Origin of the sequence: Pseudonocardia terrae (assembly GCF_021343995.1) — a bacterium.
Classification (GTDB): Bacteria; Actinomycetota; Actinomycetes; order Mycobacteriales; family Pseudonocardiaceae; genus Pseudonocardia; species Pseudonocardia terrae.
The window spans coordinates 12,051-36,551 of sequence record NZ_JAJTTE010000001.1 but is presented as its reverse complement, the minus strand read 5'-3'; the positions used below and the strand labels follow the sequence as shown (position 1 = coordinate 36,551).

Here is a 24,501-nt window from a genome sequence, read left to right as displayed (position 1 = left end):
CCCGTCCTACCGGGACACCCCGTCCTGGAGCAGGTGCCAGGCGCGCGCGGCCACGTGCAGGTTGAGCCGCGTGTCGACGGCCCCGAGGTCGAGCCCGCTGATCTCCCGGATCCGCCGGAGCCGGTACCGGAGCGTGCTCCGGTGGATCAGGAGCGCACGGGCGGTGGCGTCGTAGTTGCCGCCCTGCTCGAGGTACTGCCACACGGTGCGGACCAGGTCGGCGCCGTTCGTCGAGTCGTAGTCGAGCAGCGGACCGAGCCACTCCCGCACGTACCCGCGGACCTCGCCGTCGTCGCCGTCGACGGTGAGGACGCGGTAGATGCCGAGGTCCTCGTAGCGGGTCACCCCCACCGGCCGGCCGCAGCCGAGGCGCACCGTCAGGGCGCGCTGGGCCTCCAAGAAGGAGCGCGCGAGGCCGGCCGGGTCGTGGCACACCGCGCCGACCCCGATGGCCCCCGGGCTCCCGAGGGCGGCGGGCAGCCGCTCGGTCACGGCGCGGTGCAGCGCCTCCCAGGGGCACCGCCCGTCGGGCTCCTCGGGTCCGTCGGGCTCCGGGGCGACCAGCACGATGCCGTCCGGCCGTCGGGCGAGCAGCGGCGTCGCGCCGAGGGCGGCCCTGCTGGCCTGCTCCACGGCACGGACCAGGCCCTCCTCCGCGGGCCAGCGCAGCACCAACACCCGGTGCGGGCTCGTGAGGTCGTGGCCGAGCGCCTCGGCGCGGGACCGGGCCCCGGCGACGTCGGTACCGGCGAGGAGGTCGTCGACGAGGTCGCGGCGCAACCGCAGCTCGGACTCGACCAGGTTCCGCTGGTGGCTGAGCTCGACGGTCAGCATCAGGGCGCCGTGCTGCAATACGAAGGCCTCGTACTCCCCCGCCCGGCCGGCGGGGTCGACGAGCGCGAGCACCCCCAGGACCTCGTCGCGCGGCCGGGCCACGGCCACCAGCCGGTCGTGGTCGCGGACCGGCTCGGGGCTGCGGCACGCCTCGGCCAGCAGCGCGGTGCGGCGCCGGCGGGCGGTGCGGTCGACGAGATCGGGCCGGGGATGCTCGGGCCGGCCCGGCCCGGCCCAGGCCCGCAGCCCGCCGGCGGCGTCCTCGACGGCCACGGGCAGACCCGTCAGCCGGTGGACCTCGGTCGCGATGCCCGCCTCTCCCGTCTCCGCGGCCACCGCGCCGGCCAGCCGCTCGTGGGCCTCCCGCCGGCGTTGCAGGTCGACGACGGCGGCGGTGAGCCGGCCGTTCGCCTCCTCCAGCGACGCGTTGACCACCCTCATCTCCCGGGCGGCGGCGTGCTCGCGGCAACGCAGCCGCGCGGTGCCGAGCGCCAGGTTCGTCTGCTGCACCAGGAGCCGCAGCACCACGCGGTGCTCCCGGGACGGCGCGTGCCCGCACGCGACCACGAGGTGGCCGGCGTGGGCGTCCAGGGCCCGCACTGTATAGGCCATGGCCCACCGGGTGCCCACCTCGGCGGCGACGTCGCCGTCGGCGTCACCGAGCGCCGCCAGACGGGCCGCGAGGCCCGGCCGGTCGACGACCCGGCCGTCGGGCGCGCGGACGCCCACCTGCCCGGCGTCGAGCAGGGCGGCGACCGGGTGGCAGGGGGTGAGCGCCGCGACCGCGTCCAGGGCGCAGCCGACGATCTCGCCCTCGTCGAGCAGCTCCGCCATGGCCGAGGAGAGGGCGATCAGGCGGCGCAGGTTCGCGTTCTCCTGGAGCAACGCCCGGTCCGTACGGCAGCCCGCCATCGCCCCTCCTCACCATCGCAGCAGGTCCACGTACCCCAGGAGGGGCGAATCATGCGCGAGGTCCGAGCGACGCCGCCCCTCCCGTCCCACCGGGTCCAGGCCCGCCGGGCGGTTTGGCGTCCCGGGGCCGATTCCGCGACGCCGCCGACAGGGACACCCTTGTCGTATCGCCCGGCCCCGCCGGGAACCGCCGGTACTCGGTCAGGAGGTGGTGTTCTTCGAGATGCTCGCCAGGCAGCCAGGTTGGCGCCGGCCGGTCGAGACGCCCTTCGACCGACCGGCGCCCCTGTGTGTCCCCTGCCTCGGGACCGCCCCGGGCCGCCCCGCGTTCCCGTGCCCTCAGCGCGGGACGAACCGCACCGGCATCCGGCGGGGCCCGGTGATGAAGGTCGAGCGCTGCCACTCCACGGGCCCCGCGGGCTCCAGTCCGGGCAGCGCGAGGATCTCGCGGAGCATCGCGTCGATCTCCAGCCGGCCGACGTGCGCGCCGAGGCAGAAGTGCGGGCCGCCGCCGAAGGCGAGGTGGTCGTTGGGGATGCGGCGCAGGTCCAGCCGGTCCGGGTCGGCGAACCGGTCCGGGTCCCGGTTGGCCGCGCCGTAGTACAGGACGACCTTGTCGCCGGCGGCGATCTCCCGACCGCCGAGCACGGTGTCGCGGGTGGCCCGCCGGCGCATGTAGACGACCGGGCTGACCCAGCGCAGCAGCTCCTCGACCGCGGTGGGCAGCAGGCCGTCGGGGTCGGCGCGCAGCTCGGCGAGCTGCTCGGGGTGGGCGAACAGCGCGTCCGTCCCGCCCGCGACGAGGTTGCGGGTGGTGTCCCCGCCCGCATCGATCAGCAGCAGGAAGTAGAGGGCGAAGTCCAGCTCGTCGAGCGGGCGGTCGCCGGCCGAGGCGTGCACGATCCGGCTCGCCAGGTCGTCGCCGGGGTGCGCGCGCTTGCGCTCCCACAGCGCGTGGGCGTGCGCGAACATCTGCTCGACGGCCTCGGCGCCGGTCGGGCCGGCCCTCCCCTCGTCCGGGCTCGCGTGGATCGCCTCGGTGAGGTCGTAGAGCGCGACGCCCTCGGCGTGCGGGATGTCCAGCAGCTCGGCGATCACGTACGACGGCATCAGGCCGGCGAGGTCCGTGACCAGGTCGCACTCGCCGCGTCCCTCGACCGCGCCGACGATCTCGCGGGCCAGCTCCCGGATCCGGGGCCGCAGCAGGCGGGCCGCCCGCGGCACGAAGTCCCGCGCGGCGATCCGGCGCAGCCGGGTGTGGTCGGCACCGTCGGCCATCAGCATCATCTTGTGCACGCCGTCGCCCGGGACGCGCTCGTCCGCGATCATGATGGTCGGCTCCGAGGAGAACGTCTCCGCGTCGCGGCCCACCGCCCGCACGTCGACGTGCCGGGTCAACGCCCAGAAACCCGGGCCGTCCACCTCGGCATGGTGGTGGACCGGGTCGTGTTCGCGCAGCCAGCGGTACTGCTCGTGGGGGTGGCCGCCGGTGAACGCGGCGGGATCGAGCAGGTCCACGAGGGGTGACGTCGTCGGCACGTGATCGACCGTAACCGGCCGGACGCGCCGGGAGAAGCCTCGTTGATGCAGGTGTTTGACCGGGCCGGGTCCGGCTCGTAGCGTCCGGGGCGGGCACGCCGCAACGGGGCGGCGTGGAAGGGCGGTCCGCGTGATCACGACGTTCGACGACTATCCGCTGCACCAGACGGCCGAGCCGGTCGCGGTCCCCGGCACGGGCGACCGGAACTACTACGACCGGTACTTCTTCAACGGCTACGACCCCGAGGGCGGCTACTTCTTCGCCCTGGCCCTCGGCCTCTACCCGAACCGGCGGGTCGTCGACGCGTCGTTCAGCGTGCTCCACGCCGGGGTGCAGCGCTCGGTCCACTCGTCGGCCCGCGCGCCGCTCGACCGTGCCGCGGCGACGTCGGTCGGCCCGATCACGGTCGAGGTGGTCGAGCCGCTGCGGGTGCTGCGCGTCCGGGTCGACGCGCCCGAGCAGGGACTCGCCGCCGACCTCGTGTTCCGCGCCCGCACGCCCGCCGTGGAGGAGCCGCGCATCATCCGGCACACCGGTGTGACCGCGACGATGGACTACACGCGGCTGACCCAGTGGGGCACCTGGGAAGGCCGGTTCCGCACCGGCGACACCGAGCTGACCTGCGCCGGGACGCCCGGGACGCGGGACCGGTCGTGGGGCGTCCGGGCGGTCGGCGAGCCGGCCGGCGGGGCGCCGCCCGCGGAGCCGTCGCAGTTCTTCTGGGTCTGGGCCCCGCTGCACCTCGACGACCACTGCACGCACCTCGCCCTGGTCGACGACGCCGAGGGCCGGCACGTCTACGAGAGCGCCTGCGTGGTGCCGCTGCTGCCCGGGGCCGACGAGTCGACCCCGCTCGAGCACGCCCGCACCGCCGACGTCGAGATCGAGTGGGAGCCCGGCGCCCGGCTCGCCCGGGCCGCGACGCTGCGGACCGCGGGCTGGGACGGCAAGGAGCGGACCACCCGCGTCACCCCGCTGCTCACCTTCCGGATGCGCGGCATCGGCTACTTCCACCCCGCCTGGGCCCACGGCGTGTGGCACGGCGAGCAGGAGACCGGCGGCTCCGAGTGGCAGACCGAGGACCTCGACCCGGCCGCCCCGGAGAACGTGCACGTCCAGCAGCTGGTCCGGGTCGACAGCGACGGCCGCAGCGGGATCGGCGTGTTCGAGCACCTCGCCATCGGGCCGCACCGGCCGTCGGGCTTCACCGGGGCGTTCGACGTGCCGGCCACGCCGATCGCGCCGGCCGCGCGGTGAGCACCGCCGAGCTGCCCGCCCCCGTCGCCGCTCCTGCCGCCGTCACGCCCGAGTGGCTGACCGGGGCGCTCGGTGGCGCGGGCCGGGTGACCGCGGTGCGGGCGGAGCGGATCGGGACCGGCCTGGTCGGGCAGAGCGTCCGGTTCCACCTCACCTGGGAGGCCCCCGGCGCGGGCCCCGCGACGGTCGTCGGGAAGTTCCCGTCGCCCGACCCGAAGAGCCGGGAGCGCGGCCGCGCCGGCGGGGAGTACCGCCGCGAGGTGCGCTTCTACCAGCGCCTCGCCGCGGGCGCCGGGCTCCGGCTGCCGGCCTGCCGGCTCGCGTCGTACGACGAGACGACCGGCGACTTCACCCTGCTGCTCGACGACCTCGCCCCGGCCCGGCAGGGCGACCAGCTGGCGGGGTGCACGCCCGACCAGGCCGCCGCGGTGCTGGCCGAGGCGGCCCGGCTGCACGCGGCGTACTGGGCCGACCCGCGACTCGACGCCGAGGACTGGCTGCGTCGCCCACGGCCGGAGGGCGAGGCCACCGGCGCCCTGCTCGAGCGGCTCTGGCCCGGCTTCCTCGCCGAGTACGGACCGGACCTGCCGCCCGGCGGCGCGGACCTGGGTGCCCGGTTCGTCCGCGCCCTTCCCGCCTGGGCCGAACAGGACACCGCCCCGCGCTGCCTCGCGCACGGTGACCTGCGGGTCGACAACGTGCTGTTCGGCAGCGGGCGCCCGGTGGTCGTCGACTGGCAGACGGTGGGGCAGGCGAGCGCGGCGAGCGACGTCGCCTACCTGCTCGGTGCCAGCCTCACCGTCGCCGACCGGCGCGCCCACGAGGGCGCGCTACTGGCCGGCTACCACCGCGAGCTGGTCGCCCACGGGGTGCGGGACTATCCCCTCGCCCGGCTGCGCGAGGACCACCGCCGGGCCACCCTCTGCGGGGTCGGCATGGCGATCGGGGCGTCGATGCTCGTCGGAGTGGACGACCGCGGCCGGCGGATGTTCGCGACGATGGCCGAGCGACACCTCACCCACGCCCTGGACCTGGGAGCGGAGGAGTTCCTGTGCTGAGCGTCCGCAGTGCCGGTGGGCCCGATGCCGCCGGGACACTCTTTCGGTACACGCCACCGTCATCCGATCGACGCGTCTGTGCCGACAGTAGTTGCGACGTGATCGTCACTGCGTAGGTTCCGCCATGTGCGTACCCCGAGCCGCTCGCACCTCGCCAGCCGACTGCACGCCGTGACCAGGAACGCGACGTCCGTGTGCGTGGTCGTGGCGATGTGCGCCGCCGGCGGCGCGACGCTGCGGCCGGAGCCGCTCGCCGTCCGGACGGTGGCCGCGGCCCAGGCCGACGAGACCGTGACGATCGACGGCGAGAAGTATCCGAACCCGTTGCGGATGAACGACGGCACCGCCGTCACCGCGGCGCAGTGGGGGAACAGCCGGCGCGCCGAGCTGCTGGCCGACTTCCGGCAGAACGTCTACGGCCAGAGCCTGCCCACGCCGACCGCGCAGACCTTCGAGGTCACCCCGACCGACTTCCCCGGCGTCACGCGCAAGAAGATCACGATCACCGTCACCGGCCCCCAGGGGACCGGTGGCTTCGCCGTCGACCTGTTCGTCCCGAAGACGGGCGGCAAGCCGCGGGGGACGTTCCTGTTGATCGACCATCGCGGCCAGGTGGGGGACGATCCTGGCCAGACGTCGGGGTACGCGCCGATCTCGACCATCACCGAGGCGGGCTACGCCTTCGCGACCTTCGACGCCGGCCAGGTCGCCCCCGACGACAGCGGCAGCTACCGCAGCGGGATGATCAACCTGTTCCACCCGTCCGACCGCGAGCTTCCCGACGACGCGGGCCGGACGATCAGCGCCTGGGCGTGGGGGGCCAGCCGGGCGATGGACTACCTGCAGACGGATCCGGACATCGACCCCACGAAGGTGGCGGTCATCGGGCACTCCCGGAGCGGCAAGGCGGCGCTCTGGGCCGGGGCGCAGGACACCCGGTTCGCGGCCGTCATCACGAACGACTCGGGCTCGACCGGCACCAAGCTCGCGCGCCGCGGCGATGGCGGGGTCGGTGCGGAGACCGTCGCCCGCATCAACGACTCGTTCCCGCACTGGTTCCCGCAGACGTACAAGGCCTATGACGACCGGGTGGACTCCCTGCCGGTCGACCAGCACGAGCTGCTGGCGCTCGTGGCGCCGCGGCGGATCGTCGTCGCGAGCGCCACGGACGACGCGAACGCCGACCCGGAGGGCGAGTTCCTGTCGTACCTCGCTGCGGCACCGGTGTACCAGCTCTACGGGCTGGGCGACACCGGCCTGCCCTCGACGACGTGGCCGCCGGCCACCGACCAGGGATTCCGGGGCCCGGCGATGAGCTACCACCTGCGCTCCGGCGGCCACGGGCTCACCGCGACGGACTGGGGCATCTATCTGAAGGGTGACCTGTTCTCCCGCGACGCCGGTGCGCCCGGCGCCCGCTGACCCGCGGTGCCGCCGTCACCGCCCGCCTCGCAGATCCCGGCGCGCCGGCTCGACCTGCCGGATGCCAGGCTGGTGAACAGGACCGGCCAAGCACCAGGAGGCAGTGATGGATGGTCTTCGGCGCCCGTCGGGCCTGCTCGCCGCGGTGCTGGGCCTCGTGGTGCTCGTCGGATGTTCCACAGGGGACGCGGGGTCGGGGCTCGCGGCGTCCCGAGCGGCCGGTCCGTCATCGCCCACGACGTCGCCGTCACCGGCCCCCGCACCGGTGGCCGGGCTCCCCCGCCCGGACCACGTGCTGGTCGTGGTGCTGGAGAACAAGGATCAGGACGAGGTGATGGCCGACGCCCCGTTCCTCGCGTCCCTGGCGCGGTCGGGCGCCTCGCTGACCGACATGCACGCCGAGACCCATCCCAGTCAGCCCAACTACCTGGCGCTGTTCTCCGGCGACACCCACGGCGTCACGGACGACAGCTGCCCGCACACCTTCTCGGCGCCCAGCCTCGGCGGCGCACTGCTGAACGCCGGACTGACGTTCACCGCCTGGTCCGAGGACCTCCCCGAGGCCGGCTTCGCCGGGTGCGGTCACGACGGCTACGCCCGCAAGCACGCCCCCTGGGCCGACTTCACCGACGTCCCGGGGCACCTGCACCAACCGCTCACCGCGATGCCGACGGACTTCACCAGGCTGCCGACCGTCTCGTTCCTGATCCCGAACCTCTGCCACGACATGCACGACTGCTCGATCGCCCAGGGCGACGCCTGGCTGCGCGACCACCTGGCCGGCTACGCGGCCTGGGCCCGCGAGCACAACAGCCTGCTGCTGGTCACCTTCGACGAGGCCGAGGAGCACGGCGACCCCCAGAACCGCATCGCCACGTTCGCCGTCGGGCAGATGGTCGCGCCCGGCCCGGACCCGGAGCCCGCGGACCACTACGCCCTGCTCCGCACACTCGAGGATGCGTACGGGCTCCCTCGACTCGGCCACAGCGCCGACGCGGCACCACTCACCCGGCTCTGGCGCACCGACTGACCGGTGGCACCGAGGGTGGACGAGGGACGACCTCAGCGAGCCGGGTCGACGCGGCGGCGACGGCGCTCCTTGAGCAGCTCGCGAACGAGCGGCAGCAACGAGATCACGACGATCACCGCGATGACGGGGAGCAGATAGGTGTCGATGCCGGGCACGAAGCGGCCCAGGCCGTATCCGGCGCACACGAGACCGACGGTCCACACGAGCCCGCCGACCGTCTGCCAGAGGGTGAAGGTGGCGGCAGGTGTGTTGAGCGCGCCCGCGACCGGGTTGAGGACGGTACGCACGACCGGGATGAACCGGGCGAGCACGATCGCCTTGGCCGGACCGTACCGGGCGAAGAGCTCCTCGGAGCGAGCCATGCCCGCCTGCAGCCGCGGCCGGTCCGTGCGTCCGTGCAGGGCCCGTCCGGCGCGCCGACCGATCCAGAAGCCGACCTGTGCACCGAGCAACGCCCCGGCCGCCGCGGCCACGAGCACCCAGCCGAGCTGGAGACGCAACGCTCCGGCCCCGGTCGCGCACAGGAGCCCCGCGGTGAACAACAGGGAGTCGCCGGGCAGGAAGAACCCGATCAGGAGCCCGGTCTCGGCGAACAGCACCACCAGGATCCCCAGCGTGCCGAACGAGGTGAGTAGGTCGGTGGCGCTCAGCGGATTGATCGCCAGCAGCGTGGGAAGGTCGCTCATGTGATTCCTCGTCAGGGCGGCCCTCGGCGCCGCCGTCCGTGATCGACGATAGGCAGTCCTGGGCTCGCGCTCGGCCAAGTACGGGTAAACGCACGGCAAGACGACCTGTGGACAAGATCTCCATCGCCTCTCCCCTCAGTCGAGAGCGCCGGAGCTGACCAGCAAGGTCACCGGGGTGCCCGGGTCCGCATTGCCCTGCGGCGTCTGGCCCACGACCTGCCCTGCCGGCAGGGCCGAGGCGACCGAGGTGGTGCTCGGCGCGTAGCCCGCCTGCTGCAGCGCCGTCGTGGCGGCGGCCTGCGTCCGGCCCACGGTGTACGGGACGGTCGGGTGTGATCCCGGCTGGAGGTAGGCCGGGTCGGGCCCGGGCACCGGGACGTCCGGGGCGCCGTCGAGAAGCTGGTTCATCGTGGCGAACCAGGGCGGCGCCGCGACCGTCCCGCCGAACGCGCCGTGGCCGCAGTCGCCCAGGTGCACGGGGTTGCCGGGGCAGATCTCCTGCGGGTGCGGGCCGTCGGCGAAGACCATCGACGAGCCGGCGAACCCCGTGATCCCGCCGACGCCCCCGACGAACGCGACGGACTCGCTGGTGTTGGTCGTGCCCGTCTTGCCGATGTCGGGCCGGGTCCAGCCCGCCGCCCGGGCGGCCGCCGCGGAGGTGCCCGTGACGGTGTCCTTGCTCAGGCCGGCGGCGAGGGTGTGCGCGAGACCGGGCGCCACCACCTGTTGGCACGCCTCCTGCGACACGGCCACCGGCTTGCCGTTGCGGTCGGTCACCGACCGGATCGGGCTCGGCGGGCACCACACGCCGTCGCTCTGGATCGTCGCGGCCACATTGGCCATCTCCAGCGTGCTGACGGGGCTGTCGCCGAGGGTGAAGGACAGCAGGTTCTGGAAGTACTGCGACTGCGGCTGGTCGTACCGGGGATCACGGGAGCGCGGGTCGGCCGGGTCGGTGATCGGGGCCGAGCCGGCGTCGTTGGTGGTCAGGGTCCGTCGCAGCCCGAGGCGTTGGGCCATCTGCAGCACGGCGGGCATCCCGGTGCGTGCCTCGAGCCCGACGAAGGCCACATTGGGCGAGGTGGCGAGGGCGTCCTGCAGGCTGATCGGGTTCGGGTAGTTCGTCCCGTCGTTGGCCACCGGGTAGCAGGAGGTCCAGCGGTTGGCGTTCGGCGGGGTGAAGCAGTCGGAGCCGGGGTTCGTCAGCGGCGTGTCGTAGCCGACGGTGCCGGTCTCCAGCGCCGCGGCGGTCGTGAAGATCTTGTACGACGATCCGGCGCCGAAGACGTTGCTGGGGTCGGCCACGATGTTCGTCGATGTCTGTCCCTTCGCGGCGTCGGTGCCGTAGTCGCGGTTGGCCACCACGGCCAGCACCTCGTGACCGTCGTGCCCGGGCCGGACCAGGGCGAACGTATCGGCCACCCCGTCCTGGGTGGTCGGGACGTTGGCGTCGACGGCCGCCTTCGCGGCGGCGCCGACGGTCGGGTCCATCGTCGTGCGGATCGTGTAGCCGCCGGTCAGCAGCTGGTCGGCGGTGAACCCGGCCTGCTCGAGGTAGCTCACGACGTACTGGCAGAAGAAGCCGGCGTCGGGCGCGGCCGCCATGCACGTGCCTCCCGGGATCACCGGCCCGTTCGGGACGACGCCCAACGGCGCCGCGGTGGCCGCCGCGGCCTGGGCCGGCGTGATCGAACCGACCTGCTGCATCGCGCCGATCACGAGGTTCCGCCGGTCGAGCGCGGCCTGCGGGTGCCGGTACGGGTCGTACAGGTTGGGGTTGTTGACCATGCCGGCGAGCAGCGCGGCCTGCGGCACGGTGAGCGTCGCGGCGCTGGTGCCGAAGTAGGCCCTCGCCGCCGCCCCCACCCCGTAGACGTTCCCCCCGAACTCGACGACGTCGAGGTAGCCGGCCAGCACGTCCTGCTTCGAGGTGCCCTTCGCCAGCCGGGTGGCCAGTGCGGCCTCCCGGATCTTCCGCCCGACGGTGTCGGCCCGGTCGGCCTGCTGGGCGCCCGGGTCGTTCCGGTCGGCGACGTTGATCAGATAGTTCTTCACGTACTGCTGGGTGATCGTCGAGCCGCCCTGCACGGAGTTCCCGGCGGCGTCGCTGAACAACGCGCGCACCGTGCCGAGCGGGTCGACACCTCCCTCGTCGAAGAAGCGCCGGTCCTCGATCGCGACGGCCGCGGCGGTCATCGACGGCGAGATCTGCGAGTACGTCAGCGGCTCGCGGTACTGGTCGTACAGCATCGCGAGCGGGGCGCCGTTGCGGTCGAGGACGGTCGTCGCCGCCGGCATCGCACCCACCGACGGAAGGGTGGCGGTCGGGGGCGCCGTGACCCTGGCCACGAGGTCGACGCCGAGCGCAACGGGCGCGAGCAGGCCGGCCAGCACCACACCCCCGATCACGACCAGCACCGCAAGCCGGCGAGGCGTGGAACGGTCGGCGAAGCATGTCCTCCAACGAATCACCCGCACCTGCCCATCGTCCGTGCTGTCGCTGTGACCGAGCTGTGTGCGGCCCGTCGGACCGGCACCGCGGCGGGTCCGCCGGCCGCGGCGTGGGGGCGCGAGCCGACCGGCGGACCCTGGCCGATCCCCCGCACAACACACCGGAGCGGAGATCGCGGCCCAGATGCCGTCGGACTACGCCGGCGGCAACGGCGGTGCCGCGACCTACGCTGCCTGACGGGGCACGCCATGCGGCTTGCCGGGCGGAATCATGGCCGTGCCGTTAGCGTCCGGGGAATGACGTCTGCTCATCAGGGTGTCGACGTGCGGCGGCGGGCCGGGTGGCTACCGGCCGCTCAGGAGGACCTGGAGGCCTGGCTGACCGGCCACCGCGAGCGGGTGGAGGCCAAGGGCACACAGGCGCAGCTGCACCCGGCGCTCCTCCGGTTCCAGGAGCTGATCGAACGCGACGCGGTCGTGCGGATGTATCTCGAGCGGATGATCGCCGAGGTGCCCCGGGCCAAGCAGTACCGCGAGCGGCACCTGCACAGCGTCGACCAACTGCTCCGCCTGGTCGACGAGGTGCTCACGATGGCGCCGGAGTACGGCGACGCCAACGTCACCACGCCGCTGGGCGCGATCCTCGACTGGACGATGGGCACGCCGTCGGGGTTCGCCGCGTTCCGCGACCCGCGGATCAACGCCGCGCTCAGGGACATCCTCGACGCGTGGTCGCAGTTCCTGTGCAGCCCCGACTCGCTCTCCGTGCTCAACGACTCCCCCACCGGCTGGAAGTGCACCGCCGCTCAGCAGGCGGTCGGGATCGAACAGTTCCGGCACGATCCGGACGACGAGCACTGGGGCTTCGCCTCGTGGAACGACTTCTTCACCCGGCGCTTCCGCGACGGGCAGCGTCCCGTCGCCGCCCCGGACGACGACAAGGTGATCGTGAGCGCCTGCGAGGCGACCCCGTACAACATCGCCACCGACGTGCAGCGCCGCGACCGTTTCTGGGCCAAGAACGAGCCGTACTCGTTGCAGGACATGCTGGCCGACGACGAATCCGTCGAGCAGTTCGTCGGCGGCACCGTGTACCAGGCGTTCCTGAGCGCCACCGACTACCACCGCTGGCACAGCCCCGTGTCCGGCACGATCGTGCGGGCCTTCGTGCAGCCCGGCACCTACTACTCCGAGGCCGACTCGCAAGGCGCCGACGCGGTCGAGCCGACCTACTCCCAGGGCTACCTCGCCCACGTGGCGACCCGCGCGATCATCCTGATCGAGGCCGACGACCCGGACATCGGACTGGTCGCGTTCGTCCCGATCGGAATGTCGGACGTGTCGTCGTGCCTGCTCGGCACGCACGTGCAGCCCGGCGCGCACGTGACCAAGGGCGACGAGCTCGGCTACTTCCAGTTCGGCGGCTCGACCTACTGCCTGGTCTTCCGACCAGGGGTGATCGCCTACTTCGCCCTGGCCGCCCTGCCGCAACCGCACAACCCCGACGCACCGACGGTGCAGGTCTGCACAGAGCTCGCCACCGCCCATCCGGCATGACGAGATCCGACGTCCCACTCTCAGAGCGGGTGCCCAACACCTCCTCCGGCTGAGCAGCGGACGCCACAGGGCGCCCCCGCGGTACTCCCCCGGGGACGCCCTCGTGGCTCGGCCGAGCGCTGCCTCAGCCGACGCGAGCGGCCTGTTCCCGGCCGACCGCGGTCAGGCTCTCGCCGACGGCCACGATCTCTCCGATCACCCGCCGCTGTGCGGTGAACACCTGGTCGACGAAGCCGCGCTGGGTCGCCAGGGCCGTCTCGGCCATCCGGAAACCGTCGTCGACCACGTCCCGGGCCCCCGACGGGCGGACGTCGTCGCTCAGGCCGCGAACGGCCCGACCGAACAGGGCGACCGGATTGAGCTGGAGGGTCAGCTCGAGCAACGCATCCGCAGCTCGAGCGGCGGCCTCCTGGTTGTGCCGTGCGACCTCCTTGATGGCGGTACTCGCCTCAGCGGTCGTCTCTCGCCACCGCTCGCCCAGCTCGGTGGCGACCTGTTCGACGGGCGGGCCCTGCTCGGGTCCGGTCGGTCGCTCCTGCCGCGGACCGCTCGTACGGGCCTCCGTGGCCGTCGCGGCGTCTGCGGGGGTGCCGGTTTCCGTGTGGGCGGAATTACGTGTCTGGGAATGGGCAGAGGTCGGCATGTCCTGGGTCCCTCCGAGTGATCGTTCCCCGAGCGGTTCGCTCGACTAGGGTTGACCGCCAGGTCTCGTGTCGGCGCCGACACGGCCCGACGGTGGCCCTCGAACACCCTGCAGCGCAACCCGTCTCCCGCCGATTACTCCGCCTCGTCCCGACCAGCGGGCAACGGCGCCCACATCGTGAGGTCGGTCGGCCGGACGAGCGAGCCCGGAGGCCACACGTCTGCGCGACCAGCACAGTCCCCGGCCGGGCATCGCCCGAGCGTGGGACGGTCACTACCCCGGCCCGGGAACAGCCGGGCGTTGTGGGCTCACGCCGGCGGGTCTGTCGCCGGCGGCGGCTCGGGCTCCGGAGAATCGTCGGAGAGGCGGCGATACGTCGGGTCCGTCAGGACGAGTTCACCGGCGATTCGACTGATCCTGCCGGTCAGCTCCACGCGCGCACCGGGCTGAACGCCCTTGATGAATGCGCGCTGGTGGAACCGGGCGGTGATGGTGCCGGTGCCGTCGTCGACCCGGCATTGCAGCACGCTCGCCCCGGTCGTGTCGACTCCCACATTCGTCGTGTCGACTCGGCCGGCGATGGTGACCGTGCCGCGGTCGGTGAGCTCCGCGATCGGCACAGCCGCGTGCCGCGGGGTCGACTCGGTCCTGGGTTTCGCGGCAGGGCCAGTCGTGGTTCGTTCGCGTTCCGACGCCTCTCCGCGCCGGGCGGGGGCCGGTGCTGTTCTCCGTCCCACAGCCTCCTGAGAATGCGCGCCCAGCCGTTTCCCGGCCTGGAGGAACCGCTCCACGTCCTGTTCCGAGTGTCCGAGGCGGCGGATGGGCTCGTCGACATCGAACGGGATGATGGTGGCTGCCACGCCGCGGACGCTGCTGACGCGATGGGCGATGTGGTCCGCAGTCCGGTCGTGGAGCAGCCGCCCGAGAAGCGGGGCGTAGGTGCGCCGGGGCAGCAGTACCGACACCGCGGTGCGGCCGTCCGCGGTGAGCTGACTCAGCAGTTCGATCGATGCTCGCCCGAGCCGCCGGTCGGGGCATTCGCGCAGCTCCAGACCGATGTCGCCGCGCTGGAACCGGTCCCAGCGGTCCACCAGTCGTTTGGCGCGGACGTCGTCGAGGACGAAATGCAGGGCACGCAGTGTGGTCGGCCGCAGTGAGCGGGCGTAGCGGAGGGCCCGCAGGGTGGCCAGGTCGAGGGTGTCGACGAAGACGAGCACGACGTGGCGGGACCAGTTCGGCTCCGCGTCGAGCACCGAGGCGTACGCGGCGAGCGCGGCCTCTTCCGCGCGATAGCGCTGGTTCAGCCGGATGAGGGCGACGACGAGGACCGGGAACAGCACCACGACGGCCCAGGCGCCCTCGGTGAACTTCACCACCGCGAAGATCAGCACGACCAGCAGCGAAAGCGCTCCGCCCGCCACATTGACCGCGAGCTTGCGCCGCCACGCGTGTTCGCGCTTGCGCAGGTGATATCGAGCCATCCCGAAGCCGGCCATGGTGAAGCCGGTGAACACGCCGATCGCATAGAACGGAACCAGAGCGTTCACCGTGCCGCCGGTCACCACGAGCAGCACCACTGCCACGACGGCGAGGACGACGATTCCGTTGGAGAACACCAGCCGGTGGCCGCGCTTGGTCAGCTGCCGCGGCAGGAACGAGTCGGCGGCGACGAAGCTGGCCAGAAAGGGGAAACCGTTGAAGCTGGTGTTCGCTCCCGTGTAGAGGATCAATGCGGAGATCGCCTGGACGACGACGAACAGCACCGTTCCCACCTGGCCGCCGCCGAAAGCAGCCCGCGCCTCCTGGGAGATCACCGACGGATAGCCGCTGTCGTACGGGGCGGCGTGGGTGCGGAAGGCCATCCAGGACACACCCGAGACGAGGAAGCCGAGGATGCACGCCATCACCACCAGCACCCGGCGGGCGTTGAGACCGGCAGGCTTGCGGAAGGCGCCGACGCCGTTGGAGATGGCCTCCAGGCCGGTCAGCGAGGAGCCGCCGTTGGCGAACGAGCGCAGCAGCGTCAGCACCACCACGGCAGTCGTCAGCTGTGTACCGGGGGTGTACTGCACGATGCCCGGTGCACTCAGGTCGTAGGTCGGCAGCGTACCGAGCAGGTCACGTACCACCCCGGTCACGATCACCGCGCCGATCGCCACCGCGAACAGATAGGTCGGCAACGCGAACGCCCGACCCGCCTCACGCAGGCCGCGCAGGTTCACGTACGCCAACAGCGCGACCACCCCCACGGTGATCTCCAAGCTGTACGGGCCCAGCGCAGGCACCGCGGACACCACCGCCACGGTGCCCGCCGCGGTCTGCACGGCCACGGTCACCACGTAGTCGATGAGCAGCGCCACCGCGGCGACCTGCGCGACCCGTGGCCCGAAGTTCTCGCGCGCCACCACGTAGGAGCCACCGGCCCGGGTGTAGACCTGCACGACCTCCCGGTAGGACAACGTCAGCAGCACGAGAATGGCCAGGACCACCCCGGTGATCGGTAGCACCAGACTGAACGCGAGTACCCCGAACACCGGCAGCAGCTCGACCAGCATCTCCTCGGTGCCGTACGCGGACGACGAGATGCAATCCGGCGCCAGAACGCCCAGCGCGAGCACGTTCGACAACTTCTCGTCGGCCAGCCGCTCGGTCACCAACGGCTTGCCCAGGAAGATCCGCTTGAGCCGGTAGGCCGGCGGCTCTGCGATCTGCGGCGTCGCCTCCCCGCCCGGCGGCACCACGTCGCGTCCGGCCGTGCCCGGCGACTCCACCATCGCCAACCCCTACCCTCGCGTCACCGAATCGGTGCAGCACCCACCCGGGCCGCCCGGCCCGGCCGGGTCACTGTCGGCTCATGTCGGCGACCGCGTCCTCCCCGGCGCCGCCCCGTCCGGTGGCACCAGGGCGGGCCCGACCGTGTTGGCGAGCGCGACCGCGACCCGGAGCTGCTCCCGGGTCGGCCGGACGACCCGGCTCGTGGACACGAGCAGGAACCGTCCCCTCACCATCCCGCCGCTGCGGATCAACAGCGCGATCTCGGTGTCCGTGGGCAGCCCGGATCGGGAGACGTCGAGCGGGCGTCCGTCGTAGATCACGCTCGCGTCGTCGTGGAGCTCCGCGAGGATGGGTCGGCTGCCGTGGTCGAAGCGGCAGGCGTCGATCTGCAGCACGTCGACGAGCTGGCGAGACACGTGGTCGATCAACGTCGGCACCGAGGTGCGGCCGGCACCGACCGTGGCCGCCGTGCTTACCACGCCGACGAGATAGCCCTGTTCGCGGCTCGCCCGCGCCTGCTGCCGGCGGCCCCACAGCGCGATCTCGCTGACGGCGAGGCCGACGAGCAGGAGCAGCACCGCGGTCTCGATGTCCGCCCGCTTCGTGACCGCGAACCGGTTGTACGGCTCGGTGAGGAAGAAGTCGAACCAGACCGCGCTGGACAGCGCGGCGGCCGGGCCGGCGGCGCGGATTCCCGTCGAGGCCGCGGCCACGATCAGCAGGACCAGCCCGAGTGCGGCGTTGGTGTTGGCGACGTCGGGGCGGAACAGGCCCAGCACCGCACACGCCACGAGGGGCCCCGCTGCGGCGCCCCACACGACGAGGGCGCGGTGAGACTGCAGGAGCCGGTCGAACTGCACTTCAGGAGGGAACCGAACCGCAGGCCGGACCACGAGGTTCCGACGGCCTCGGCCGACCAGGCCCTTCGGCTCTCAACCGTCCCCGGCCCGGCCCTTCACCCCGCCGGCAGCGACCACGACCGGCGGAGTGCGGGACCGGTCACCGTCACTGCGAGAACGGACTTCTCGCGCAGCGTGCGCACGCGGACCGGCGTAAACGGGACGGCCGGGGGCGGGTCGGGCGCCTGAGCGAGCCGCCGGCCGCAGCCCGAGGTAGGACTGGCGAGGAGATGACGACCAGACCACCCGTTCCCAGACCCGAGCCCGCGGCCGGTGACGAACACACCGCGGGCCCACCGGCTCGCAGCGTCACCACGGTCGTCCCCCCGAAATGCCCGACCCGGACCCGGCAGTACCGACACGGAGAGCTCGTCGCGCAGGGTTTCGCCGCCGAGGAGATCAGCGAACGGCTCTGCGCGGACCCGTCCAGCGTGGTCTGGCTGGACCTGCACGACCCCGACGAGGCCGACCTCGGGATCGTGATCCAGGAGTTCGGGCTGCACCCGCTCGCGGTCGAGGACGCCCTCGCCGAGCACCAGCGGCCCAAGCTGGATCGCTACGCCACGCACCTGTTCCTCAACCTCTACGCGGTCGCCCTCGGTCCCGAGGACCAGGAGGTGCTCACCAGCGAGATGAGCGCCTTCATCACACCGCGTGCGCTGGTCACGGTGCGCAAGGCCGACTTCGACGTCGACGCGGTGCTCGCCCGGTGGGACGCCGCGCCCGCCCTGGCGGGAAGCGGCGTCGGCTTCCTGACCCACGGATGGGTGGACGCGGTGGTCGACGGCCACTACCGGACGGCCCAACAACTCGAAGACCTCGCCGACGAGCTCGAGGACGCTCTCTTCGAGCCAGGGCGCAACGTCGACGTTCGCCGGCGCGGGTTCGAGCTGCGCAAGAGCCTGGGCCGTCTGCGCCGCGTCACCGTGCCCATGCGGGAGGTGGTCGGGCGTCTGCTCCGGGAGGACGAGAACATCCCCTTGCTCAGCCCGGGGATCACTCCCTACTTCCACGACGTCTACGACCACGTCCTCGGCGCGGCCGAGACGGTCGACAGCACACGTGACCACGTCAGCAGCATCCTGGAGACGAACGCCACCGAGCAGGACAACGAGCTCAACGTCATCACGCGCAAGCTCGCGGCATGGGCCGCGATCATCGCGGTGCCGACCGCCATCACCGGTTGGTACGGGCAGAACGTCCCCTATCCCGGGTTCTCGCAGCCGTGGGGCTTCGCGACCAGCTCGATCCTCATCGTCCTCCTCGCGGGTCTGCTCTACCTCGCCTTCCGGCGCCGCAACTGGCTCTGAGGCTCCGGAACGAATCGCGCACGATCAGGCCCGCATCGGTTCCGACCAGACGTCCGGTGTCCTGGCTGGGGAACGGACTGGTGGTTCCGCTGGGCCGATCAACAAGAGCTGAGGGCCGCGAAGTCGCTCACGACTGCTGGTTCAGGGGGTGCCACCAGGGCAGCGCGTGGGCGCCCGCTCGGCGACGGCCGGACGCCGACGACACCGTCCGGGTCGCGGCCCTGACGATGCGCCTGGCGTCGGCGCCCTCACTGGCCTCCCTGCGCCGCTGTGTCGGCACGGCGGCTCGTCCCGGCTCATGGCCCAGTTCTCCGCACAATTGCGAGTAGATGTCGGGGTGACGAGGTGGCCCGGCGAGACGCTCGACAGCGCCTCGCCGGGGTCGAATGGAGACGCTGTCGTACACGGGAGTCTTCGAGATCATCATCGGGGAGCTCTCTCGGTCATACTCGAGGGGCATCACGCGCGCGGGGAAGGCAAGATCCCATCGCACGCAACGCAGGGGGAGCGGGCGTCGGCCGAACAGCGGGCCGATGCTCGGGAATCGCCGGTGCCGTAAGGCGTGTTAGCCGACGCCGTAACTCCACCGACCCTTTCGCTGAGATGGACCAGTCACAACGATGAAGTTGACCTGGTCGTCGGCTTCCGCCGCAGCACGTTGATCTGGAAGTCGCGGGCCCCCTCGACGGATGATCGAGTTGCCCCGGGGAACTCACCCCGGCTGAGGTCGACTCGGCGTGGCCGAGATGTCGGCGAAAACCTGGACCTCGCCCGCTGGGACTCGGCGCCGACGCCGCCGCGCTGGGCGCGAGCCACCGATCCGTCGACGCCCTCCGCGACCAGGCCGACGATGTCCGGCACCGCTGACCCGCCAAAAACGCTGACCCCCAACCGGCCGACCCCGCACCTCCCCATGGGGCCGGCCGGCCCACACTCCGAGGAGAACGCCCCGTCATGGCTGACCACATGAACGACACGCCGCCATGCTCCGGGGAGTTCGAGGCCGAGCACGAGCGGGAGATCCTGGATCCTCGCCCAGACCCTGCGCTGACTCCGCAGTTGCTCGCCGAGCGAGCCGGCGCGTTGTCGGAGGCCCTGGTCGCCCTGTCCACGGTCGCTCGCCGGTTCGCCGAGCAGTCGCAGAGCCTGCGGCCCGGCGAGCTCTCCAGCGACGACGAGCAGTCCGCGGGGACACACATGGGTTTCGCACAGTCGGCTCAACGCGATGGCCGTCCAGCTCGAGGACGCCGATCACGCCGCCGAGCAGGCACACGCCACGCTCGCCCGCCTGGGGACGCGGGATCCGCTCGAGGGATGAGTCGCTCGTCCCTCAACCCATTCGATCACCCTCGCCCCCGACGTGCAGCTCGACGGGCGCGGTCGACCTGCAAGCGCTGGCCGACCACGCCATCGTCACCTTCGAGGTGGGCCAGCACACACCGTGGTGATGACCAAGTCGGTCACCGAGGAGCCGGCGGAATTGGTCATCGCCAGGGATCGGTGATCTCCCGCAGGTCGGTCAGGATCCGGCGGAGCTGCGCCATCCGGCGCACGCCGAGGTGCGCGGTCCACTCCGCCTCCACCTCTGCGACGATCCCGCGGGAGACCTCCACGCTGCGTGCGCCCCGTTCCGCGACCCGCACCAGGCGGGCCCGCCCGTCCGCCGGGTCGGGCACGCGCTCGACGTACCCCGCACGTTCCAGCTGGTCGACGAGGAAGCCCGCGCTCTGCTTGGTGATCCCGGCCTGCTCGGCCAGCTCGGTCGGGCGGCTGCCGTCGGGGGCGATCCGCTGAAACACGCGTGCCTGGGCAGGGGTGAGGTCGTCGAACCCGGCCGCGGCCAGACCCTCGAACACCCGGGACTCGAGCGCCCGGTAGGGCAAGAACAGCAGCAGCCCGGTGTTCAACGGTTCGGTCACGCTTGACGACCCTACGAGATGGTAAGAGACTCTGACGAGATGGTCAGTCTTTCTGACTGAATCGGGGTGGGCGATGGACCGCGACGAGAAGTGGGCGGTGATCGCCGAAGGCCGGCGGGAGCTGGCCGACCTGCTGGCCGGGCTTTCCGAGCACGAGTGGGAGCGCCCATCGCTGTGCGCGCAGTGGCGGGTCCGCGACGTCGCGGCGCACGTCGCGCTCACCCCGCAGTCGCCGGGCATGTTGCGCATTGTCGCCGCGGGGATGCGCGCCGGCGGGGATCTGCAGGCGGTGAACAGGGACCTCGCGCTGGCACACGCGCGGCACCCCACCACCCGGCTCGTCGCCGAGCTGCGCGAGCTCGCCGACAGCCGCGCCCGCCCGGCGATCACCACCCTGGACAACCTGCTCTTCGACGTCCTGGTGCACGTCCAGGACGTGGCGCTGCCCCTTGGGCGCACGGTGCCGATGCCGCTCGCCGGCGCGCGCGAGGGGCTGGACCGGGTGTGGCGGATGGGCTGGCCGTTCTGGGCGCGGCGGCGGTTCCGCGGCACCCGATTCGTGGCGACCCACGCCGGCTGGACCGCGGGCGACGCCGCCGGTGCGGAGGTCCGCGGGCCCGCCGCGGCCCTGCTCCTGCTGCTCACCGGGCGCCACGCCGCCGCCCTGCCCCGGCTCGCCGGAGACGGGCTCGCCCACCTCGCCGAGCCCGCCTGATCGAGCGCGGCGCGCCCGCGAGGGGTCGGCCGCGCCGCGCATCCTCTAGGCTCGCGGATCCTGGAGAGAGCACCCGCCGATGGCGGGCTGTCGATGGCAGACCGGGGCGCAGGCGAGCTGGAGAAGCCGAGGTGGATCACCCGGCGCAGCCGGCCGATGCTGTCTGCGAGCCTGCCGTCGTGGGTCGAAGCCTGGTCGTCGCAGCTCCCATGGCGGCCGAAGGAGGCTCGCGTAACCTGGCCCGACTGTGGTGTGAGACGCGCGCGGCCGCGTCCCCTGTGGTAGACGGCACATCATCAGGGTCTAGCGCCTTCTGCCGAGGGCGCCCAGGTAGCGCGATAGTCAGCGGGCCTCACATCGTGGTGGGGCGATGAGGAGGATCTTGATGTACGCGCGGGTCAACACCATCTTCGGGCTGCGAGCCAAGATCGATTCCGGCGTCGCCCAGATCGAGGAGTCCGACCGGAGTGCGGTCGAGTCGGCGGACGGAAACCGAGGCCTGACCACGCTCGTCGACCCGGAGGGCGGCGTCATCGTCGCGATGTCCTACTGGGACGATCCACAGCATTCCTCCGGAGCCGCTCTGACCCGGGCCCGTGAGGGCGCTGCTGTGGCGGCGGGTGGTGAGCTGGTCGCCGAGAGCTTCGAGGTCGTCGTCGCCGAACGACCGACGGTTCCCGAGCCGGGCGCGATGGTGCGGATGACCCGCCTGCAACTCGAGCCGACGAGGCTCGACGCCGGATTGGCATTCGTCCGGGACGAACTCCTGCACCGCATGTCCGCCGGCTCGGGTCTCTGCAGCTCAGAGATGCTCGTCGATCGGAAGAACGGCCGTCTGTTACTCGTGACCACCTGGGCGGATCAGGATGCGGCGGACCGCGCAGACGCGCTCCTCAAGGAACTGCCCGCCGACGCCGCGGGGCAAGCCGGAACGACCTTCCCCCGGACGGAGTCGTACGTGCTGGTCCGACAGTCCCCACGCTCCGACTGAGCCGGCACGGTGCCACCGCAATCCGCGACGACTGCCGCAACACGCCGACGCGTAGAAGGAGACGATCATCGTGATCGAGGAGCTGCGGATACAGATCACCGCGGCCCAGGAGCGCCTCGTCGCCGCTCTCGAAGCCGATGAGCCACACGAGGCCGTGCGGCACCGCGCGCGCCTGGAGGACCTCATCGAGATAGCTGCCCGGCACGACATCGACGTCAGTGCCTGGGTGGACCGAACCCTGCTGCGTGGCTGACCGGTAGTCCGTCCGATCGCCGCCCAGCCATTCTCCGGAGGGCTGGATCATGGTCGACGTCCGCGTCGCATTACGACCGGCCACGTCGCCCTGCCCGGCGCACGACCCCGCTGCCGGGCCCGTGAGCCCCCGATCCGCCCCAGCGGAAGGGGAACGATTCGTGATCTTCAGTGTCGGTCATGTCGCACTCACCGCGGGAATCACCGCACTACTGGCGTTCGCGGTCGCACTCTGGCGGCTTCCGCGGGGCGCCTGGCCCGACGTGATCGCGGTGGCCGTGTTGTCGGGCATGGCGGTGCTCGTATGGCGACTGTCGGCGAACATGCCCCAACTCAACGACGACGGCCTACCCGGATTCTCGGCGAACGACTGGGCCGCCCCGGTGCTGACCTTCGTGGCGCTCGGCCTCTACGCGGACTTACGGCTACCCGCCGACGCTCTCCCCTACCGCCAGGCTCGTGCGCTGGCCACCCTCGGCGCTGTCGTCGTCAACGTCGTCGCCATCTGACTACGGGCCTACACGAAACAGGTGGATGTACGTCGACGCTCCTCCTCCGAGCACGGCGCGCTTCCGTCCACCGGACCGGGCGGCGTCAGCAGCGGCCCGGGCGGTGGTGGCAACGACCAAGGCATCGCCCCTCCGACATTGTCGAGCTGCACGTGGAGCAGGGGCGGTCCGAGTGGTGCGGTCCCGCGATCGGGCGGCCCCGGCGGTGTCGCGGGCGCGATCGCCACTGACCTGGCACTTCGGCGCCGGCTTGCTGGCGGGGGGGGGACACGAGGACGTGCTCCGAGGAGAGGTCGCTGGGACCCCGCGTTACGCACCGAGAGCCTGAGTGGTGGTCTGCGCAGAGGAGGAGCGCGATGCAGGCAGTGCGTGAGCGGTCGGCGGTGAGGCCGGAGGAGCTGCGTCGGCGGGTCGACCCCGCGATGCTGCCGTTCCGGACGACGGGCGAGGTAGCGCCGCTCGAGACGACGATCGGGCGGCCGCGCGCGGCCGAGGCGATCGCCTTTGCGCTCGAGGTCGGCGTGCGCGGCATCCACCTCTACGTTGCCGGTCCGCCGGGCACGGGGCGCGAGAGCACCGTTCTGACGGCCGTCCGTTCCTTCGCGGCGACGCGGCCGACACCACCTGGCTGGGTCTACGTCCACAACTTCACCGAGCCGGATCGGCCACGCACCTTCTCGGTCCCGGCCGGCCGCGCCCGGAGGCTGGCGACGGCGATGGCGTCGTTCCTCGAGGCGGCACAGCGGGAGATTCCTCGCGCCTTCGAGAGCGAGGACTACGCGCGGCGCCGAGAGCAGTCGTTGTCGGAGGTGGGAACGCGGCGCGCCGCGTTGATCACGGACCTGCGCGCCTTCGGGCAGGAACGTGGCTTCGCCGTGGTGATGACACCGACCGGTATCGGCAAGATCCCACTGCAGAGCGGCCAGCCGATGTCGCAACAGGTGTTCGAGCAGTTGTCACCCGAGGAGAAGGCGGATCTCGAGCAACGGGGCACGCAGGTCCAGAGCGAGGTCGGCGCGTTCGTGCGCCAGATGCAGCAGATCGAGAAGGAGGCCCAGGAGCGCGTGAGTGCGCTCGACCGTGAGGTGGCGCTGTACGCGGTCGGCCCGCTGATCACGGAGTTGCGCGAGGAGTTCAGCGAGCAGCCGGATGTCCTCGCCTTCATCGAGCAGATCGAGAAGAACCTGCCGGAGCATCTGCAGGACTTCCTGCCGACGATCGAAGCCGGGCAGGCGGGGCCCGTGACGGCACGGGTCTCGGTCGGGCTGGGGACGGTGCAGAGCATCGAGCGGGAGATCGAGAAGTCGGGCCCGATCCACTCGAAGGGGTTCCTGACCCTGACCGGTTACCTGCAAGCGCAGTACGCGCAGCGTTGGCCGCTCTCGTTGGGGGCGACGATCACCTTCGAACAGTCGTACGGCGGTATCGACGGCGACTCGGCCTCGACGACCGAGCTCTACGCCTTGCTGTCGGCCCTCTCCGATCTGCCGCTGCACCAAGGGATCGCCGTGACGGGCGCGGTGGACCAGCACGGCGAGGTGCAGGCGGTCGGGGGCGTGACGCGCAAGATCGAAGGCTTCTTCGACGTCTGCCGTGAGCGGGGCCTGACCGGCGAGCAGGGGGTGCTCGTGCCGACGTCGAACGTCAAGCACCTGATGGTGCGCGAGGAGGTCGTCGAGGCGGTCCGCGCCGGCCGGTTCCACGTCTGGGCGGTCAGCCACATCGACGAGGGGATCGAGTT

The 24,501-nt window shown here is 72.2% G+C and carries 18 protein-coding genes and 1 pseudogene; 11 read left to right on the top strand and 8 right to left on the bottom strand.

The features are described from left to right. Positions 1–6: 6 nt before the first annotated feature. Positions 7–1,746: a helix-turn-helix domain-containing protein gene (locus tag LWC33_RS00170; RefSeq protein ID WP_233302044.1), complete on the bottom strand. Its 1,740-nt coding sequence runs from the start codon at positions 1,744–1,746 to the stop codon at positions 7–9. 339 nt (positions 1,747–2,085) lie between these two features. Next, positions 2,086–3,285 (bottom strand): cytochrome P450, encoded by a 1,200-nt coding sequence (locus tag LWC33_RS35690; RefSeq protein WP_233302043.1) that lies wholly within the window; start codon positions 3,283–3,285, stop codon positions 2,086–2,088. Positions 3,286–3,415: 130 nt separating this feature from the next. Between LWC33_RS35690 and LWC33_RS00160 the strand changes: the two genes are divergently transcribed. The 4 genes from LWC33_RS00160 (at position 3,416) to LWC33_RS00145 (ending at position 8,053) form a co-directional block, all read left to right on the top strand. Then, on the top strand, positions 3,416–4,543 hold the full coding sequence (locus tag LWC33_RS00160; protein WP_233302042.1) for an Rv3169 family protein: 1,128 nt from the start codon (positions 3,416–3,418) through the stop codon (positions 4,541–4,543). Continuing rightward, on the top strand, positions 4,540–5,601 hold the full coding sequence (locus LWC33_RS35685; RefSeq protein WP_233302041.1) for an aminoglycoside phosphotransferase family protein: 1,062 nt from the start codon (positions 4,540–4,542) through the stop codon (positions 5,599–5,601). Before LWC33_RS00160 ends, LWC33_RS35685 begins: the two co-directional genes overlap by 4 nt. 171 nt (positions 5,602–5,772) lie before the next feature. Next, positions 5,773–7,023 carry a glucuronyl esterase domain-containing protein gene (locus LWC33_RS00150; protein WP_233302040.1) on the top strand — a complete coding sequence of 417 codons (1,251 nt, stop codon included), beginning with the start codon at positions 5,773–5,775 and terminating at the stop codon, positions 7,021–7,023. Between the two features lie 106 nt (positions 7,024–7,129). Further along, entirely contained in the window at positions 7,130–8,053 is a 924-nt protein-coding gene (locus LWC33_RS00145; RefSeq protein WP_233302039.1) for an alkaline phosphatase family protein, read from the top strand. 32 nt (positions 8,054–8,085) lie between these two features. On the opposite strand, the gene LWC33_RS00140 is transcribed toward LWC33_RS00145, so the two are convergent. Together LWC33_RS00140 and LWC33_RS00135 are read right to left on the bottom strand one after the other, a co-directional pair. Next, the gene (locus tag LWC33_RS00140) at positions 8,086–8,739 is read right to left on the bottom strand and encodes a DedA family protein (RefSeq protein ID WP_233302038.1); all 654 of its coding nucleotides are present in this window, start codon (positions 8,737–8,739) and stop codon (positions 8,086–8,088) included. Between the two features lie 135 nt (positions 8,740–8,874). Next, positions 8,875–11,148, bottom strand: a complete 2,274-nt coding sequence (locus tag LWC33_RS00135; protein WP_233302037.1) for a transglycosylase domain-containing protein — start codon at positions 11,146–11,148, stop codon at positions 8,875–8,877. Between the two features lie 339 nt (positions 11,149–11,487). Here LWC33_RS00135 and LWC33_RS00130 point away from each other — a divergent pair, with 339 nt between their 5' ends. Beyond that, positions 11,488–12,747 carry a phosphatidylserine decarboxylase family protein gene (locus LWC33_RS00130; protein WP_233302036.1) on the top strand — a complete coding sequence of 420 codons (1,260 nt, stop codon included), beginning with the start codon at positions 11,488–11,490 and terminating at the stop codon, positions 12,745–12,747. A gap of 124 nt (positions 12,748–12,871) precedes the next feature. On the opposite strand, the gene LWC33_RS00125 is transcribed toward LWC33_RS00130, so the two are convergent. The 3 genes from LWC33_RS00125 to LWC33_RS00115 form a co-directional block, all read right to left on the bottom strand. Then, on the bottom strand, positions 12,872–13,390 hold the full coding sequence (locus LWC33_RS00125) for a hypothetical protein (protein WP_233302035.1): 519 nt from the start codon (positions 13,388–13,390) through the stop codon (positions 12,872–12,874). 308 nt (positions 13,391–13,698) lie between these two features. Beyond that, the gene (locus LWC33_RS00120) at positions 13,699–16,164 is read right to left on the bottom strand and encodes an APC family permease (RefSeq protein ID WP_233302242.1); all 2,466 of its coding nucleotides are present in this window, start codon (positions 16,162–16,164) and stop codon (positions 13,699–13,701) included. 78 nt (positions 16,165–16,242) lie between these two features. Then, complete coding sequence (locus tag LWC33_RS00115; protein ID WP_233302034.1) at positions 16,243–17,025, bottom strand: DUF4118 domain-containing protein; 783 nt, start codon at positions 17,023–17,025, stop codon at positions 16,243–16,245. A 269-nt stretch (positions 17,026–17,294) separates the two neighbouring features. Here LWC33_RS00115 and LWC33_RS00110 point away from each other — a divergent pair, with 269 nt between their 5' ends. Further along, positions 17,295–18,374, top strand: a complete 1,080-nt coding sequence (locus tag LWC33_RS00110) for a magnesium transporter CorA family protein (protein ID WP_233302033.1) — start codon at positions 17,295–17,297, stop codon at positions 18,372–18,374. A 1,484-nt stretch (positions 18,375–19,858) separates the two neighbouring features. On the opposite strand, the gene LWC33_RS00105 is transcribed toward LWC33_RS00110, so the two are convergent. Further along, positions 19,859–20,293 carry a MarR family winged helix-turn-helix transcriptional regulator gene (locus tag LWC33_RS00105; RefSeq protein WP_233302032.1) on the bottom strand — a complete coding sequence of 145 codons (435 nt, stop codon included), beginning with the start codon at positions 20,291–20,293 and terminating at the stop codon, positions 19,859–19,861. A 73-nt stretch (positions 20,294–20,366) separates the two neighbouring features. Between LWC33_RS00105 and LWC33_RS00100 the strand changes: the two genes are divergently transcribed. The 5 genes and pseudogenes from LWC33_RS00100 to LWC33_RS00080 all read left to right on the top strand — a co-directional run. Then, positions 20,367–21,008, top strand: a complete 642-nt coding sequence (locus LWC33_RS00100; protein ID WP_233302031.1) for a maleylpyruvate isomerase family mycothiol-dependent enzyme — start codon at positions 20,367–20,369, stop codon at positions 21,006–21,008. A gap of 385 nt (positions 21,009–21,393) precedes the next feature. Next, positions 21,394–21,999 (top strand): hypothetical protein, encoded by a 606-nt coding sequence (locus LWC33_RS00095; protein ID WP_233302030.1) that lies wholly within the window; start codon positions 21,394–21,396, stop codon positions 21,997–21,999. Positions 22,000–22,069: 70 nt separating this feature from the next. Beyond that, positions 22,070–22,252 (top strand): hypothetical protein, encoded by a 183-nt coding sequence (locus LWC33_RS00090; RefSeq protein ID WP_233302029.1) that lies wholly within the window; start codon positions 22,070–22,072, stop codon positions 22,250–22,252. 160 nt (positions 22,253–22,412) lie between these two features. Next, the gene (locus tag LWC33_RS00085) at positions 22,413–22,760 is read left to right on the top strand and encodes a hypothetical protein (RefSeq protein ID WP_233302028.1); all 348 of its coding nucleotides are present in this window, start codon (positions 22,413–22,415) and stop codon (positions 22,758–22,760) included. Between the two features lie 356 nt (positions 22,761–23,116). Continuing rightward, positions 23,117–24,487, top strand: a pseudogene (locus tag LWC33_RS00080) (Lon-like protease helical domain-containing protein); the annotation flags it as partial. Between the last annotated feature and the right edge of the window lie 14 nt (positions 24,488–24,501).

Coding starts and splice junctions, on each gene's coding strand:
- LWC33_RS00130 (WP_233302036.1), top strand. CDS start 11,488: ATGACGTCTGCTCATCAGGGTGTCGACGTGCGGCGGCGGGCCGGGTGG.
- LWC33_RS00140 (WP_233302038.1), bottom strand. CDS start 8,739: ATGAGCGACCTTCCCACGCTGCTGGCGATCAATCCGCTGAGCGCCACC.
- LWC33_RS00100 (WP_233302031.1), top strand. CDS start 20,367: ATGGACCGCGACGAGAAGTGGGCGGTGATCGCCGAAGGCCGGCGGGAG.
- LWC33_RS00170 (WP_233302044.1), bottom strand. CDS start 1,746: ATGGCGGGCTGCCGTACGGACCGGGCGTTGCTCCAGGAGAACGCGAAC.
- LWC33_RS00125 (WP_233302035.1), bottom strand. CDS start 13,390: ATGCCGACCTCTGCCCATTCCCAGACACGTAATTCCGCCCACACGGAA.
- LWC33_RS00095 (WP_233302030.1), top strand. CDS start 21,394: ATGTACGCGCGGGTCAACACCATCTTCGGGCTGCGAGCCAAGATCGAT.
- LWC33_RS00110 (WP_233302033.1), top strand. CDS start 17,295: ATGACGACCAGACCACCCGTTCCCAGACCCGAGCCCGCGGCCGGTGAC.
- LWC33_RS00145 (WP_233302039.1), top strand. CDS start 7,130: ATGGATGGTCTTCGGCGCCCGTCGGGCCTGCTCGCCGCGGTGCTGGGC.
- LWC33_RS00120 (WP_233302242.1), bottom strand. CDS start 16,164: ATGGTGGAGTCGCCGGGCACGGCCGGACGCGACGTGGTGCCGCCGGGC.